Annotated in this window: 12 protein-coding genes; 5 read left to right on the forward strand and 7 right to left on the reverse strand. The window is 69.7% G+C overall.

Annotated features, from left to right (window positions below; genetic code table 11):
- Window positions 1-60 precede the first annotated feature (60 nt).
- The 5 genes from ABZS64_RS33635 to ABZS64_RS33655 all read right to left on the reverse strand — a co-directional run bounded on the left by ABZS64_RS33635 (window position 61) and on the right by ABZS64_RS33655 (window position 4,229).
- Window positions 61-843, reverse strand: coding sequence for a uracil-DNA glycosylase (locus ABZS64_RS33635; RefSeq protein WP_355837895.1), 783 nt, complete (start codon window positions 841-843; stop codon window positions 61-63).
- Between the two features lie 269 nt (window positions 844-1,112).
- Window positions 1,113-1,958, reverse strand: a complete 846-nt coding sequence (locus ABZS64_RS33640) for an amino acid ABC transporter ATP-binding protein (RefSeq protein WP_355837897.1) — start codon at window positions 1,956-1,958, stop codon at window positions 1,113-1,115.
- 7 nt (window positions 1,959-1,965) lie between these two features.
- Window positions 1,966-2,796 (reverse strand): amino acid ABC transporter permease, encoded by an 831-nt coding sequence (locus ABZS64_RS33645; protein ID WP_355837899.1) that lies wholly within the window; start codon window positions 2,794-2,796, stop codon window positions 1,966-1,968.
- The gene (locus ABZS64_RS33650) at window positions 2,763-3,530 is read right to left on the reverse strand and encodes an ABC transporter substrate-binding protein (protein ID WP_355837955.1); all 768 of its coding nucleotides are present in this window, start codon (window positions 3,528-3,530) and stop codon (window positions 2,763-2,765) included. The genes ABZS64_RS33645 and ABZS64_RS33650 overlap by 34 nt, the downstream gene beginning before the upstream one ends.
- A gap of 210 nt (window positions 3,531-3,740) precedes the next feature.
- A complete protein-coding gene (locus tag ABZS64_RS33655; RefSeq protein WP_355837901.1) occupies window positions 3,741-4,229 on the reverse strand; it encodes a GNAT family N-acetyltransferase in 489 nt (162 codons plus the stop codon).
- A gap of 78 nt (window positions 4,230-4,307) precedes the next feature.
- Here ABZS64_RS33655 and ABZS64_RS33660 point away from each other — a divergent pair, with 78 nt between their 5' ends.
- The 3 genes from ABZS64_RS33660 (at window position 4,308) to ABZS64_RS33670 (ending at window position 8,195) form a co-directional block, all read left to right on the forward strand.
- Window positions 4,308-4,796, forward strand: coding sequence for an SgcJ/EcaC family oxidoreductase (locus tag ABZS64_RS33660; RefSeq protein WP_355837903.1), 489 nt, complete (start codon window positions 4,308-4,310; stop codon window positions 4,794-4,796).
- 156 nt (window positions 4,797-4,952) lie between these two features.
- Window positions 4,953-6,140 (forward strand): alpha/beta hydrolase, encoded by a 1,188-nt coding sequence (locus ABZS64_RS33665; protein ID WP_355837905.1) that lies wholly within the window; start codon window positions 4,953-4,955, stop codon window positions 6,138-6,140.
- A 147-nt stretch (window positions 6,141-6,287) separates the two neighbouring features.
- Window positions 6,288-8,195 (forward strand): Xaa-Pro dipeptidyl-peptidase, encoded by a 1,908-nt coding sequence (locus tag ABZS64_RS33670; protein WP_355837907.1) that lies wholly within the window; start codon window positions 6,288-6,290, stop codon window positions 8,193-8,195.
- Between the two features lie 118 nt (window positions 8,196-8,313).
- On the opposite strand, the gene ABZS64_RS33675 is transcribed toward ABZS64_RS33670, so the two are convergent.
- Window positions 8,314-9,039 (reverse strand): siderophore-interacting protein, encoded by a 726-nt coding sequence (locus tag ABZS64_RS33675; protein WP_355837909.1) that lies wholly within the window; start codon window positions 9,037-9,039, stop codon window positions 8,314-8,316.
- Window positions 9,040-9,127: 88 nt separating this feature from the next.
- Here ABZS64_RS33675 and ABZS64_RS33680 point away from each other — a divergent pair, with 88 nt between their 5' ends.
- Both ABZS64_RS33680 and ABZS64_RS33685 read left to right on the forward strand, forming a co-directional pair.
- A complete protein-coding gene (locus ABZS64_RS33680) occupies window positions 9,128-11,203 on the forward strand; it encodes a penicillin acylase family protein (protein WP_355837911.1) in 2,076 nt (691 codons plus the stop codon).
- On the forward strand, window positions 11,193-11,789 hold the full coding sequence (locus ABZS64_RS33685; RefSeq protein ID WP_355837913.1) for a GNAT family N-acetyltransferase: 597 nt from the start codon (window positions 11,193-11,195) through the stop codon (window positions 11,787-11,789). Before ABZS64_RS33680 ends, ABZS64_RS33685 begins: the two co-directional genes overlap by 11 nt.
- A gap of 37 nt (window positions 11,790-11,826) precedes the next feature.
- On the opposite strand, the gene ligA is transcribed toward ABZS64_RS33685, so the two are convergent.
- On the reverse strand, window positions 11,827-13,932 hold the full coding sequence (gene ligA / locus ABZS64_RS33690) for an NAD-dependent DNA ligase LigA (protein WP_355837915.1): 2,106 nt from the start codon (window positions 13,930-13,932) through the stop codon (window positions 11,827-11,829).
- Window positions 13,933-13,998: the final 66 nt, after the last annotated feature.

A 13,998-nucleotide genomic window follows, 5' to 3' on the forward strand; every position in this document is an offset into this window, starting at 1 on the left:
TTCACTCGGGCGCGGCCGCCGCGGGCCCCGCGCCCCCCCCCCCCCCCCCGGCCCTGTCCCCTACTGATCCAGACCGGCGAATTCGGCGGCCTGCCGGAAGACGTCGACGAGCATGGGCAGGGTCAGCCGCCCCGTGAAGGTGTTCTGCTGGCTCGGGTGGTAGCAGCCGAACATGTGCAGCTCTCGTACGGTGCCGCCGCCGGGCAGCGTCACATGGGTGCCGTGCCCGAACACCGGGCGGGGCCGCGGCAGTTGCCACCCCGCTTGGCCCAGCACCGGCAGCACCGCCTGCCAGCCGAAGGCTCCCAGGACGACGAGGGCGCGCAGGGAAGGGCTCAGCAGCTCCAGTTCTCTCGCCAGCCACGGCCGGCAGGTGTCCCGCTCAAGCGGAGTTGGCTTGTTCTGCGGCGGAGCGCAGTGGACGGGTGCCGCGAGCCGCACTCCGTGCAGTTCCAGGCCGTCGCCGCGATGGGTGGAGGTCGGCTGGGAAGCGAGGCCGACGGCATGGAGCGCCTGCATGAGGATGTCGCCGGAGGCGTCCCCGGTGAATATCCGGCCGGTACGGTTGCCGCCGTGCGCCGCGGGCGCGAGTCCGACCACCGCCAGGGCCGCGTCCGGCGGCCCGAAGCCCGGGACGGGCCTGCCCCAGTACTCCCAGTCCTTGAATGCCCGGCGCTTCGTGGCGGCGACCTCCTCCCGCCAGGCCACCAGCCTCGGACACGCACGGCACTGGCTCACGAGAGCATCCAGCTCGGCGAGTCCGCCGCAGTCCGGCGCACGGCGCGCGGGAAAGTCCCCGTCACCGGGAAGAGGCGGCGGACCCGCCGTTTCGTGCTTTTCCATACGGTCACGCTAGTGCGGGTGCGATCGGGCCGCCGCCCGGTTGTGCCTGGCCACCGCGTGGAACGACCGCTTGGGCTCCCAGTGATAGGGCGACGCCGGGTCGGCGTGGACCGATTCCCCGTGGCTCATACACCGTGTCCCCTTGACCGACGATCCCAGTGCTGGCGGTTGCAGCTCCAGGTTCGGCCACGGGGCGGTTCATCAGCCCTGAGTCCATCGGTGAGCGACTTAAGTCGCCTCAGGCCGAAGGACGTGCAGACTCTCGGCGGTCAACCTTCGGACGGGCCGTCGACGGACTTGCCTTCGGGCCCGGCGTCCTGCACCGGCGCCTCCGCGGCGGCCGGGTCCAGGATGCGCATCAGGAAGTTCCTGGTCCGCTCGTGCTGCGGATCGCCCACGACCTGCTCGGCGGGCCCCTGTTCGACGATCACGCCGCCGTCCATGAACACCACCCGGTCGGCGACCTCCCGGGCGAAGCTCATCTCGTGCGTGACGACCATCATCGTCATGCCCTCCGCGGCCAGGAGCCGCATCACCGAGAGCACATCGCCGACCAGTTCGGGGTCGAGCGCGGAGGTCGGCTCGTCGAAGAGCATCACCTCGGGCCCCATCGACAGGGCCCGCGCGATCGCCACGCGCTGCTGCTGTCCGCCGGACAGCTGCGCCGGAAAGGCATCGGCCTTCTCGGAGAGCCCCACCCGCTCCAGGTTCTCCCTGGCCACGGCCGCGGCCTGCGCCTTGTCCCGGCCCAGCACGCGCCGCTGCGGCAGCGTGAGGTTCTCGGTCACGTTCACGTGCGGGAACAGGTTGAACTGCTGGAAGACCATGCCGATACGGCGGCGTACCGCATCGATGTCCACGTCGAGGTCGGTGACTTCCGTGCCGCCGACGAAGACCTGGCCCGATGAGGGCTCCTCCAGCAGGTTCACACAGCGCAGCAGTGTCGACTTGCCCGAGCCCGATGGGCCGATGACACACACCACCTCGCCCCGGGCGATCTCCAGATCGATGCCGCGAAGGACCTCGTTGTCCCCGAACGACTTGTGCAGGCCCCGGATCTCGATCTCCGCGCGGCCTTCGCCCATGCTGTCCACCGTCTCCGTCTTCTGTGACATCTCGTCCTCACCTGGCCTTCTCGGCGCGGGTCTCCAGGCGGCGCACCACGAAGCTCAGCGGCACGGTCACGAGGAGGTAGCAGAGCCCGGCGACCAGGATCGGGGTGGAGTTGGCGGTCTGGCTGGCCAGGTCCCTGCCGAACTTGGTCAGCTCCCGCTCCTCCAGTGTGACGCCGAGGAACAGCACCAGCGAGGAGTCCTTGAACAGCAGGACCAGCTCGTTGGTCAGCGGCGGGATGACGATGCGGAACGCCTGCGGAATGATCACCGACACCATGGCCCGGGCGTGCGAGAACCCGAGCGAGCGTGCCGCTTCCATCTGCCCCTTGGGTACCGCCTGGATGCCAGCCCGGATCGTTTCTGCCATATAGGCGGCGGCGACCAGTCCGAGACCGAGCGCGACCTTGCCGTAGGTACCGCCGGGAATCTGCGTCCCGGGGAACGCCAGCGGCACCGCCACGCCCACGAAGATGAAGATCAGCAGCGCGGGCAGACCGCGGAAGAGCTCGATGTAGACGGTGGCGACCCACCGGTAGGGGGCCACGGACGACAGCCGCATCAGGGCGATGATCAGACCGAGCACCAGGCCGAGACCGAACCCGGAGAGCGTATAGATCACCGTGTTCTTCAACGCGGTGGTGATGATGTCCGGGAAGAGCTCGCTGGCCAGATCCTTCTGCGCGAACTGGTTCTGCAGCCGGTCCCAGTCGGCCAGGAAGCCGATCGCGACTATCGCCGCGACGAACACGGCGTACTGAATGCCCTGCGATACACGGCGCCGCTGGCGCCTGGTCAGCCGAGAGGTCACGACGTGCCCTGCGGCAGCGGGCCGATCCACTGCTCGTACAGCTTCTTGTACGTGCCGTCGGCGCGGGCGTCCGTGATCGCCTTGTTGATGGCGTCGAGGAGCTTCTTGTTGCCCTTCTTCACCGAGATGCCGTACTGCTCGCCGGTGTTGATGTTGTCGCCGAGGACGAATTCGGCGGCGTTCGTCTTGTCCTTGAGCCAGCCCTGGACGACCGGGTAGTCGATGACGACGGCGTCGACCTGGCCGGTGCGCAGCCCGTTGAGCACCGCGTCCGAGCTTTCGAACGCGACCGGGTTGAAGCCCTGGCCCGTGGCGTAGCTCTCGCCGGTGGTCTCCGCCTGGGCACCGAGCTTCTTGTTCTTGGCCTTGATGTCCGCGAGCGACTTCACGCCGCTCTTCTTGGTCGCGAGCAGCGCCTGGGTGGCGTCGAAGTACGGGACGGAGAAGTCCACGTTCTTCTTGCGCTCGGCGGTGATGGTCATGCCCGCGGCGGCCAGGTCGCACTCGCCGGAGTTGAGGAAGGCTCCGGTCTTGAAGTTCTCGAACGGTGTGTCCAGGATCTTCTGCTCGACCTTGAGGTTCTTGGCCACAAGATCGATCAGGGCGACGTCGAAGCCGACGACCTTGCCGTTCTGTTCGAACTGGAACGGCGGGTACGGCAGGTGGGTGCAGGTCGTCAGCTTGCCCTTGGCCACCACGGGGACACCGCCCGCCGCCGTGCCGGCTCCGTCGCCACCGGACGAACAGCCCACGGCGAGGAACATTCCCGCCGCCACGGCTCCGACGGTGGCGCGGGCACGGATGCTGGTGCGGTGACTACGGGGTCCGCTGGCCGTCCAGAACACGGTTGACCTCCATGGGTGTGCGTGGTGGGTGGCCGCCATGACGCGACTGCCCGTCGGAGATCGTAAGGCACCGAGGGCGTGGGGTGAGGGAGCTGTCCACGATGCGTCCCAGCTGGTGGGACGCTCGCGCTAGGCGACCGGAATGATCAGTTCAGGGCGGTCCCACATCACGGCGGGGGGATTCGCGGGCACGGTGCCGATGCGCTGCGCGCCCACGCTGAGGTAGAAGCCCTCGGCGGGCGGGTGCGAGACGATGCGTACGGCGGTGATCCCTGCCTCGCGCGCCTCGCCGATCATGTGCGCGATGAGCAGGCGGCCGATGCCGAGCCCCTGGGCGGCGTCGGCGACGAACATCAGGTCCAGCTCCGCCGGAGCGAGGATCAGGGCATAGAAGCCGAGCAGCCTGTCGTCCTCGCCGAGGGCCACGAAGACCTCGTGGGTCTCGATGTAGTCGGGCCCCACCCGGTATCCGGCGATCAGCGGGGCGTACGGGCCCTCGTAGGCGCGGGAGTTGCGTACGAGCCTGGTCAGCCGCTTCGCGTCGCGGGCGGTGGCTCGTCTGATCCGCAGGGCCTGTCCCCGGGCCCCGCCGCCCGTCCCTGTTATGCGCGAAGTCATGGAGAGAGTATTACCCCCGCGGCAACCCGGCCGGGCTTCCCCTTGCCCAATGAGTGCATGCATGCATATATTGCAGGCATGCAAGCATCACGCCAACGCGAACACCTGGAGGATCCGATGGACACCACCGCCGACGAGCACGCGATCACCGCCGTCATCTCCGCGCTCGTCGAGGCCTGGCGTCAGCACGACGCCGACGCGTACGGCGAGCTGTTCACCGCCGACGCGACCTACACCACGTTCCTCGGCACCCACTACCAGGGCCGCGCCGACATCGTCGAAAGCCATCGCATCCTCTTCTCCACCTTCCTCAAGGGCACTCAGCTCGCCGACGAGATCGTCGGCATCCGCTTCTACGGGCCCGGCACCGCCGTCGTCACCGGCCGCGGTGACACGTACAAGGGCAAGCGGCCGAGGAAGCTCGCCAAGGCACAGACGTACACGCTGGTCCGCGAGGCGGACGGGCAGTGGCGCATCGCCGCCTTCCACAACACCAAGAGCAGGCCGCTGATGGAGGGGATCTCCTTCAAGGTCGCCCCCGGACTGGTCCCCGCCGCCCGCAGGTGACCCCCTCTGGAGGGGGGCAAGTCTGGGTGCTTGTCCTCCGTGAGCGGTAGCGGGAGTTGGCCCTGTGGAGTGACGCCGTGCCCTCGAGCGATTCCTAGGCTCCCTTCATGAGGCCGTCGCCCGACGCGCGGCCAACAGGAGAAGGGGATCCCCGGGATGACCCGAGTCCGTCACGCCGCCATCGCCGCCGCGCTTGTGCTCTCGCTCGCCGGCGCCGGTACGGCGTTAGCCGCTCCGCAGCAGGGAGCCGCCGCACCCGCACCCGCGTCTACCGACGCCAAGGGGATACAGCTCACGCTGCCGCGTCCGTCCGGGCCGTACGCGGTCGGACGCGAAACCCTGCACCTCCTCGACACCTACCGTCGTGACCACTGGGTACCCGAGGCGGGCGCCCGTGAGCTGATGGTGTCGATGTACTACCCGGCGCGGCCCCGGACCGGCACGCCCGCCCCGTACATGAGCACCAAGTCGGCCCGGCTGCTGCTGGAGTACCAGGACCTGGACAAGCTGGTCCCCGCCGAGGTCCTCAGCGGCACCCGCACCCACTCGGCCACCGGCGCGCGGCCCGCGCACGGCCGCTTCCCGCTGGTGGTCCTCTCCCCCGGCTTCACCGCGCCGCGTTCGACGATCAGCGCGCTCGCCGAGGAACTGACCAGCCGCGGCTATGTCGTGGCGACGGTCGACCACGCCTACGAAGCGGTGGGGGTGGCGTTCCCCGGAGGCCGGACCCTGCCCTGCACGGCCTGTGATCTCGCCCAGGGCGACGGCGGGCACGAGAAGATCGCCGACGGACGGGCGAAGGATCTCTCCTTCGTACTGGACAAGCTGACGGAGCGCCATCCGGCCTGGCGGTACGCGCGCATGATCGACCCGAAGCGGATCGGGATGGGCGGTCACTCCATCGGGGGCGCGAGCACCGCCTCGACCATGGCCCTCGATCCGCGGATTCGCGCCGGGGTGAACATGGACGGCGGCTTCGCCACTGCGCCCACCGCGGCGGGCATGGGTGGACGGCCCTTCATGCTGCTCGGCACGGAGGCGGGTCACAGCCCCGGCGGAAGCAGCGACCCCACCTGGGACCGCGCCTGGCGCAATCTCGACGGCTGGAAGCGCTGGGTGACCGTCTCCGGTTCCGGTCATTTCTCGTTCACCGATCTGCCGGTGCTCGGAGCGCAGTTGGGGCTGAGCGATCCGGAGGAGCCGCTGCCCGGACGGCGCGCGGGCGAGATCACCCTCGGCTATGTGGGGGCCTTCTACGACCTGCATCTGCGGGGCATCGCACAACCGCTGCTCGACGGTCCTTCGCCGCAGAACCCGGAAGTGAGGCTGCACAACCCCTCCTAGCTCCGGCGGCCCTGGCGGCACCGTTGCAGCCCGGCTCCACGTGTGGCGTACGTGGCGGGAGTTGCGCTCTGGCGCGGGGCGGCGCGTACGCGATGCAATGTGCGCGCGCTCCCGCGTGACCGTCACTTCCCGGGCTCTGGAGGCACGATGGCGAGACTCGCTGCATTACGTACGGCACGGAGGCTGGGCGTCGCCGCCCTCGCCGCCCTCGCCGCCTCGCTGATGGCGGCGCTGCCCGCCCCGGCAGCGCAGGCGGCGGGCGACCCGGCGCTGAAGATCTCCGGCAATGAGACCCAGCCCGTCTTCTCCCGCGCGGATGCCGTGTCCGAGCAGGTGGACATCGAGACGGAGACGGACAGCGACGGCGACGGGCGGCGCGACACCGTACGGATGCGGATCCTGCGGCCGAAGGAGACCGACTCCGGGCTGAAGGTCGCCACGATCATCGAGGCGAGTCCGTACTGGGCGGGTGGCAATGACGTACCCAACCACGGCGTCGATCTCGACGAGGACGGGCTGCCCGCCGCCGGGGCACGGCTGTTGCACAAGGACCGGCCGGGGCTGACCGGGCCCTCGGTCCCCTGGGGCGGGTACTACGACAACTACTTCCTGCCGCGCGGCTATGCGGTCGCGCAGGTCGACAGCCTCGGTACGGGCGGCTCGACGGGCTGTCCGACCTCCGGCGGGCGCAATGAGACGCTGGGTGCCAAAGCGGCCGTCGACTGGCTGAACGGCCGCGCGAAGGGCTGGGACCCGACGGGGAAGCCGGTGGGTGCGGCCTGGTCGACGGGCAACGCGGCGATGATCGGGATCTCGTACAACGGAACGCTGCCGACTGCCGTGGCCACGACGGGAGTTGAGGGCCTCAAGGCGATCGTGCCCATCTCCGGGATCTCCTCCTGGTACGACTACTACCGGGCGAACGGCGGGGTCGTGGCACCCGGCACGTTTCAGGGCGAGGACACCGACGTGCTCGCCAAGTTCGTGTACAGCCGCGCCGACCGGGAGATCTGCAAGCCGGTGCTGGACCGGCTGACGGCGGAACAGGACCGGGTGACCGGTGACTGGAGCCGGTTCTGGCGTGAGCGGGACTATCTCCAGGACGTGGGGAAGATCAAGGCCGGGGTCTTCGTCGTGCACGGCCTCAACGACTGGAACGTGAAGACCAAGCACGCCGGTCAGTTGTGGGAAGCACTGAAGAAGTACGACGTGCCGCGCAAGATGTGGCTGCACCAGGCGGGCCACACCAATCCCATGCCGCTGCGCATGGAGGAGTGGCTGAGCCAACTTCATCAGTGGTTCGACTACTGGCTGTACGACCTGGACAACGGCGCCCTGGACGCACCACGCGTCGATGTCGAGCAGTCCGACTTCAGCTGGCGTCAGCAGTCGGACTGGCCTGCGCGCGGCACGCGTGATGTCACGCTGCGGCTGAACGCGGGCGGCCTTTCGCCGGTGCCCGGTCTGCCGGTGAAGCAGTCCCTGTCGGACGCCGGACGCACACTCGGGGCCGAACAGCTGGTGACCGACCCCGGGACGCCGAACCCGAACCGCCTTGCGTACACGACCGGTCCGCTGGCCAGGGATGTACGGGTCAACGGTGTACCCGAGGTGTCGGTGCTGGCCTCCCTGGACGGGACGTCGCCGTATGTGACGGCTCTGCTGGTCGACTACGGGACGGACACGCGCGCGACGGCGGGCACGGTGGCGGACACCTCGAAACTGATCTGCTACGGGGAGGGCATCCCCGAGGACACCGGCTGTACGTACCGCACGGTGCACCGCACCGAGACGGCGGACTTCAAGATTGTGTCGCGGGGCTGGCTCGACGCCCGCAACCGCCATCCGATCGCGCGTCAGGACAAGGTCGTGGAGGGCAGGGAGTACCGGCTCGCTTGGGGCATGCAGCCTCAGGACTATGTCTTCAGGAAGGGGCACCGGCTGGGAGTTGTGCTGATCTCGACGGACTACGACTACACGCTGCGCTATCCGGCGGGGACGCGTATGACGGTGCGGGCCGGGGTCAGCAGCGTCACTCTGCCGGTCGGGCGCTAGGGGGAGGGCGGGACGACGGGGCGTCAGGGGTGGATCGGGTACAGCGCCTGGAAGGTGAGGTTGCGAGCCGGGGCCGGTGAGTTCGTCCGCGTACAGTACTCAGCCGGGCAATGCGGGCTCAGGTCGCGCGCCAGTAACCCAGGGCGTTGACGCGGTCCTTGGCCAGGCCCAGTTCCTTGCGCAGGTAGGTGGTCAGCGCCCGGGTCGTCGTGGTGTCGCAGGCGATCCAGACGTAGGCGCCGGCCGCGTCGTCGAGCAGACCGGGCAGCGCGGCCTTCACCTCGTCGACGAGGTGGGCGCCCGCGTCGCGCCGCGGGATCAGGCGTATGTCGTGGTGAGCGGGGTCGAGGCGCAACGGCAGGTCCTTGTCCGAGTCGTGCGTCGTCTCGAACCAGATCGTCGCCGGAACCTGCGGCAGCGCATCGAGCAGGGAGTTGATCGCCGGGAGCGAGGCCGGGTCGCAGATGGCGAAGAGCCGGGGCGGCAGCGGGTCGGGGGCAGTGAAGCCGGTGCCCTGGAGGGTGGCCTCGATCGTGTCGCCGGGCCGAGCCGTGCGCGCCCAGTCGCTGGCGCAGCCTTCGTGGAGCGCGAACTCCAGGCTGAACGTCCCGACGGCGGGGTTCGCGTCCGCCAGGGTGTAGGCACGCTGATGCGGCTTGCCGCCGTTGTCGAACCAGATACGGACCCACATGGTGGGGTGTACGCCCGTCAGCGCGAGCATGCCGCCGTCGGTGAAGTGCACGCGCCGGAAGTGGTCGGTGACATCCTCGGCTCCGGTCACGGTGAACTCGAAGTCCTTGCCGCGCATCATTTTGAGGACGACGCCCTCCCAGCCATGCCCCACCGCGGTCTCCTCCCCTGGGCCCGGGATTGTTTCCCGGACAACCGTCATCTAAGTTAGGACAGCCTAACCTAAAAAGTCGGGGAACAGAGTGAGCACAACGATCTACCGGGACGCCTGGGGAATCCCGCATCTGCGGGCGGACAGCGCGAACGAACTCGCCTTCGCCCAGGGGCGCAACGCCGCGCTGGACCGGGCCTGGCAGATCGAGGTCGAGCGGCACAGGTCACAGGGATCCACGGCCGCCTTCCTGGGCCACGAGGCCGTCGGCTGGGACCGCTTCGCCCGCCGGTCCCGGCTGGACGACACCGCCCGGCGCTGCTTCGGCAGCCTCGACGGCGACACCGCCTCGTGGATCACGCGGTACGTCGACGGGGTCAACGCCGGTCTCGACGAGGGGGCCCGCCGGGCTCCGCAGTTCGCGGCCACAGGACTGACCTCCGGTCGCTGGCAGCCATGGACGCCGCTGGGGATCTGGCTCGCCGCACACATTCTCTTCGCGGGCTTCCCCACGAAGCTGTGGCGCGAGGAGGTCGCCCGCACGCTGGGCGACGAGGCGATTGACCTGTTCGCCACTGACGGGAACGGCACGTCGGGCAGCAACGGCTGGCTCGTCACCGGCGAGCGCACGGTAACTGGGGCGCCGCTCATCGCGGGCGACCCGCACCGGTTCATCGAAGACCCGGGGATCTATCAGCAGATCCATCTGGCCTGCCCGGAGTTCGATGTGGTGGGTCTCGCTGTGCCCGGCATCCCCGGAATCGCGCATTTCGGGCACACCGGGAGCGTGGCCTGGGCAATCACCAATGCCATGGCCGACTACCAGGACCTCTACCGGGAGCAGCTCCGAAGACGCGGCGCGGATGTGGAGGCGCTCGGCCCGGACGGCTGGCGTCCTGCCTCCGTGCACCGGGAGACCATCGACGTCGCGGGCAGTGACCCGGTCGGGATCGAGGTGATCGAGACCGAGCGCGGGCCCGTCGTCATCGGCGGCCCCGACGAGGAACTGGCGATCACCCTGCGCCTTCCCTCCCGGGTGGGCGGGGACCTGGGCTTCGGCGCGCTGCCCGCACTGCTGCGGGCGCGCACGGTCGCCGATGTGGACCGGGCCTTCGACCGGTGGTCGGAGCCCGTCAATGTCGTACAGGCGGCGGACACCGAGGGTGGACTGCTGCACCGTGTCGCGGGCGAGGTGCCCCTGCGGCACCGGGACAACCGGCTGCGTGTCGTGCCCGCCTGGGAGGCGGCGTACGCATGGCGCGGCCGGCACGAACCGCTGCCCCGCGAGGCGGTGGACGGCATCGCGGTGATGGCGAACCAGCGAGGTCTGGCCGCCCCGCTCGGAGTCGAGTTCGCGCCCCCGCACCGGGCCGAGCGCATACGAACCCTGCTCGACGAGTCGGAGAGCTGGTCCGCCAAGAGCATCGCCACGGTCCATATGGACACTCACCTCGCCTCCGCCAAACGCCTGTTGGAGCTGATCGCCACCTTCGACGGACTGAGCGCGGATGCCTCGGTGCTACGGGACCAACTGCTGGGCTGGGACCGCAGGATGGACGCGGACAGCACGGACGCGTCGGCGTACGCCGACGTGCGGTCCGCGGTGGTGCGGCGGATCGCGGAGCATCCGGCGCTGGAAGAACTGGCCGCGCGGGTCGAAGCCGCGCCGTATCCGCAGCTGTTCCGGCCGTGGCTGGCGCTCGTGCCCCGGGTCGCCTTCGCGCTGGAGGGGCTGCTGACGACCGCGGCCCTGCCCGCCCTGGACCGCGCGGAGGTTGTACGGGCGGCACTGGAGGAGGTGGCCGCGACGGTCCGTACCCCCACGCCCTGGGGTGAACGCCACCGGCTCGCACCATGGCAGGCGCTGCCAGGCTCGGAGCCCGGCGCAGAGCCCGAGGAGTGGCCCGGCCTGTCCGGCGACCACGACTGCGTGCTGTCCACGTCCAGCGTGCCGGGCCTCACCGACCACAGCATGCGGGGACCTGCGGCGCGCTATGTGTGGGACCTGGCACGGCGCGACGACAGCCTCTGGGTGGTCCCCTTCGGCGCATCCGGGGTGCCTGGCGACGCCCATCACCGCGACCAACTGCCGCTGTGGCTGCGTGGCGAACTCGCCCCCGTCGTCACCGACTGGAACCGACTCACCGAGGAGAGCCATGACGCCTGAATCCACCGCGCAGTCTCCGGCCCGCACGCGCGAGGCGGTGTTCGAGCAGGTGGTCGACGGCTTCGGGACCGTACGCATCGTCCCGGTGGATCCCGCCGCCGATGCCGATCTGATCCACGGCTGGGTCACCGAGGAACGCGCCCGCTTCTGGGGGATGACCGGCCACAGCCGCGAACAGGTCCTGGAGATATACGAGTATCTGGACTCGCTCACCACCCACCATGCCTTTCTCGCCGAGCGGGACGGCGCGCCGGTCGCGCTCTTCCAGGCGTACGAACCGGAGGCCGACCCGGTCGGCGAGTGCTACGACGTTCAGCCCGGCGACTTCGGCGTCCATCTCCTGATCGGCCCCGCGAAGGGCGGCGCGGAGCGTGGCTTCACCGGCAAGCTGCTCGGTGTGTTCATCACCTATGTGCTGGCAGACCCGGCGCACCTCCGGATCATCGTCGAACCGGACGCCCGCAACACGAAGGCCATCGAGCGCATGGTCCGCGCCGGTTTCGTGCTCGGCCCCGAGATCGACAAGCCCGAGAAGCGCGCCCGGCTGGCCTTTCTCAGCCGCGACGCGATGGCGCGCCGAGGCTGAGTGAACCGTACGAGTGAGTGAACCGTACGAGCAGCGGTCAGCCGATCTCGTCGAGGAAGTCGGCGACCAGCTCGGCGAACTCGTCCGGGCCCACGATCCGGGTGCCCAGCTGCTCGGCCTTCTCCCGCTTGGATCCCGCGTTCTCCCCGGCGACGAGCAGCGACGTGCGCTTGGAGACGCTGGAGGAGGACTTGCCGCCGGCCCGCTCGACGAGTTCGTTCATCTGGTTCCGGGAGAGCTTCTCCAGTGCTCCCGTCATCGCGCCCGTGACCACCACGGTCATCCCGTCCAGCGGGCCCGCGTCCCCGGCGGCCGCCTCGTCCCCGTCCTCCTCCGTCTCGACCGGCGGGGTCGCGCCGGGCTCGGTCATCGTGACGCCCGCCGCGGTGAGGCGGTCGATGAGCGGTCCCAGTTCGGCGAGTTCGGCCACGACCGTGGTGGCCTTCTCCACGCCGATGCCGTCGACCCGCTGCAGGGCCTCGGCATCGGCTGCGCGTATGTGCTCCATCGTCGCGAAGTGGCGTGCGATGCGACGTGACATCGAGCGGCCGGTGCCGCGTACACCGAGGGCGCAGAAGACCCGGGACAGCGGCTTCGCCTTCGCCGCCTCGATGGCCGCCAGCAGGTTGTCGGTGCTGGTCTCGCCCATCCTCTCCAGGGCGAGCAGCTGGTCCCTGGTGAGCGTGAAGAGATCGGCGAAGTCGCTGACCAGGCCCGCCTCGACGAGCTGAACGACCCGCATGCTGCCCAGGCCCTCGATGTCGAGCTGGTCGCGCCCGGCGGCGTACGACACGGAGGCGACGAGACGGCAGTCGCGTCCTCGCACACACCGCCAGCGCTGCTCGGAGGTGTCAATCTCGGAGCCGCACTGCGGGCACGCCTCGGGGAATCCGATCGGCTGCTCCTCCCCCGTACGCAGATGGGCGACCGGCGCCTCGATACGGGGGATGATGTCGCCCGCCTTGTAGACCATCACACGGTCGCCGATGCGCAGGTCGCGGCGTGTGATGTCGGCAGGGTTGTGGAGCGTGGCATAGGTGACGGTCGATCCGTCGATCTCCACCGGCTCCAGGACGGCACGCGGCGCGATGATGCCGGTGCGGCCGACATTCCACTCCACACCGAGCAGGGTGGTGACCTTCTCCACTGCGGGCAGCTTGTACGCGATCGCCCAGCGCGGAGCCCGCGAGCCGGATCCGGCCGCCGATTGGTCGGCGGCGAGGTCCGCCTTGATGACAATGCCGTCGATACCGAACGGCAACTCCGCGCGCAGCGCCCCTATCTCACCGATGCGTGCCTGGATCTCCTCGACGGTGGTCAGGATGCGAGGCGCGACGGCGGTGGTCCCGGCGGTGTGCACGCCGAGTCCCGCGACGTACGTCATGAGCCTGCTGTGCGGCCAGTCCCCCAGCTGCTCTGCCAGAGCCGGGTCGGAGTCGGGCAGCGCCAGCGCGCCGTAGCCGAAGAACGTCATCTCCACGCGGTACTCACGGTCCTTGGCGCGGAGCGTGCCCGCAGCGCCGTTGCGCGGATTGGCGAAGGGGGCACCGCCGTGCTCGGTGCGCACCGTGTTCGCCTGCTCGAACTGCTCGTTGGTCATGAGCACTTCGCCGCGCACCTCCAGCGTGACCGGCTCGGCCAGCCGGTCCGGCAGGCCGATGACGGTGCCGATCGCATGGGAGACGTCCTCGCCCGCGCTGCCGTCACCCCGGGTGATGAGCCGGGCCAGCCGCCCCTGCTCGTAGCGAGCGGCTATCGCCAGGCCGTCCAGCTTCGGCTCGACGCTCCACTGCCCGACCGGCCGGCCGATCCGGCGCTCCAGCGAGGCGGCCCACGACTGCAGCTGCTCGGCGGAGAAGACATTGTCCAGAGACAGCATCGGCACCGTGTGCGGCACATCTCCGACAACTGCTCCTCCGGCGACCTTCCCGGTCGGCGACTCGGCCACCGTCTCGTCGGGATGCTCCTGCTCATACGCGGCGATGCCGCGCACCAGGCGGTCGTACGCATCGTCGTCGAGGGTGCTCTCGCCCGTCGCGTAATACGCGGCGGCGGCCTTCGTCGCGGTCTCGACCGCCTCGGCGTAGGCAGCGGAGTCGGCGAGAGACGCGGCAGCGGCATGAGCGGCAGTTGAAGTCGTCATGGCTCTCATACTGCCGCCCACCACTGACAATGGCCCCGGCCCGCGCTCCGGCACCCGGCACCCAGC

It is taken from the genome of Streptomyces sp. NPDC005408 (assembly GCF_040606445.1).
Classification (GTDB): Bacteria; Actinomycetota; Actinomycetes; order Streptomycetales; family Streptomycetaceae; genus Streptomyces.

Coding starts and splice junctions, on each gene's coding strand:
- ABZS64_RS33635 (WP_355837895.1), bottom strand. CDS start 843: ATGGAAAAGCACGAAACGGCGGGTCCGCCGCCTCTTCCCGGTGACGGG.
- ABZS64_RS33640 (WP_355837897.1), bottom strand. CDS start 1,958: ATGTCACAGAAGACGGAGACGGTGGACAGCATGGGCGAAGGCCGCGCG.
- ABZS64_RS33650 (WP_355837955.1), bottom strand. CDS start 3,530: ATGTTCCTCGCCGTGGGCTGTTCGTCCGGTGGCGACGGAGCCGGCACG.
- ABZS64_RS33655 (WP_355837901.1), bottom strand. CDS start 4,229: ATGACTTCGCGCATAACAGGGACGGGCGGCGGGGCCCGGGGACAGGCC.
- ABZS64_RS33660 (WP_355837903.1), top strand. CDS start 4,308: ATGCAAGCATCACGCCAACGCGAACACCTGGAGGATCCGATGGACACC.
- ABZS64_RS33665 (WP_355837905.1), top strand. CDS start 4,953: ATGACCCGAGTCCGTCACGCCGCCATCGCCGCCGCGCTTGTGCTCTCG.
- ABZS64_RS33670 (WP_355837907.1), top strand. CDS start 6,288: ATGGCGAGACTCGCTGCATTACGTACGGCACGGAGGCTGGGCGTCGCC.
- ABZS64_RS33685 (WP_355837913.1), top strand. CDS start 11,193: ATGACGCCTGAATCCACCGCGCAGTCTCCGGCCCGCACGCGCGAGGCG.
- ligA (WP_355837915.1), bottom strand. CDS start 13,932: ATGACGACTTCAACTGCCGCTCATGCCGCTGCCGCGTCTCTCGCCGAC.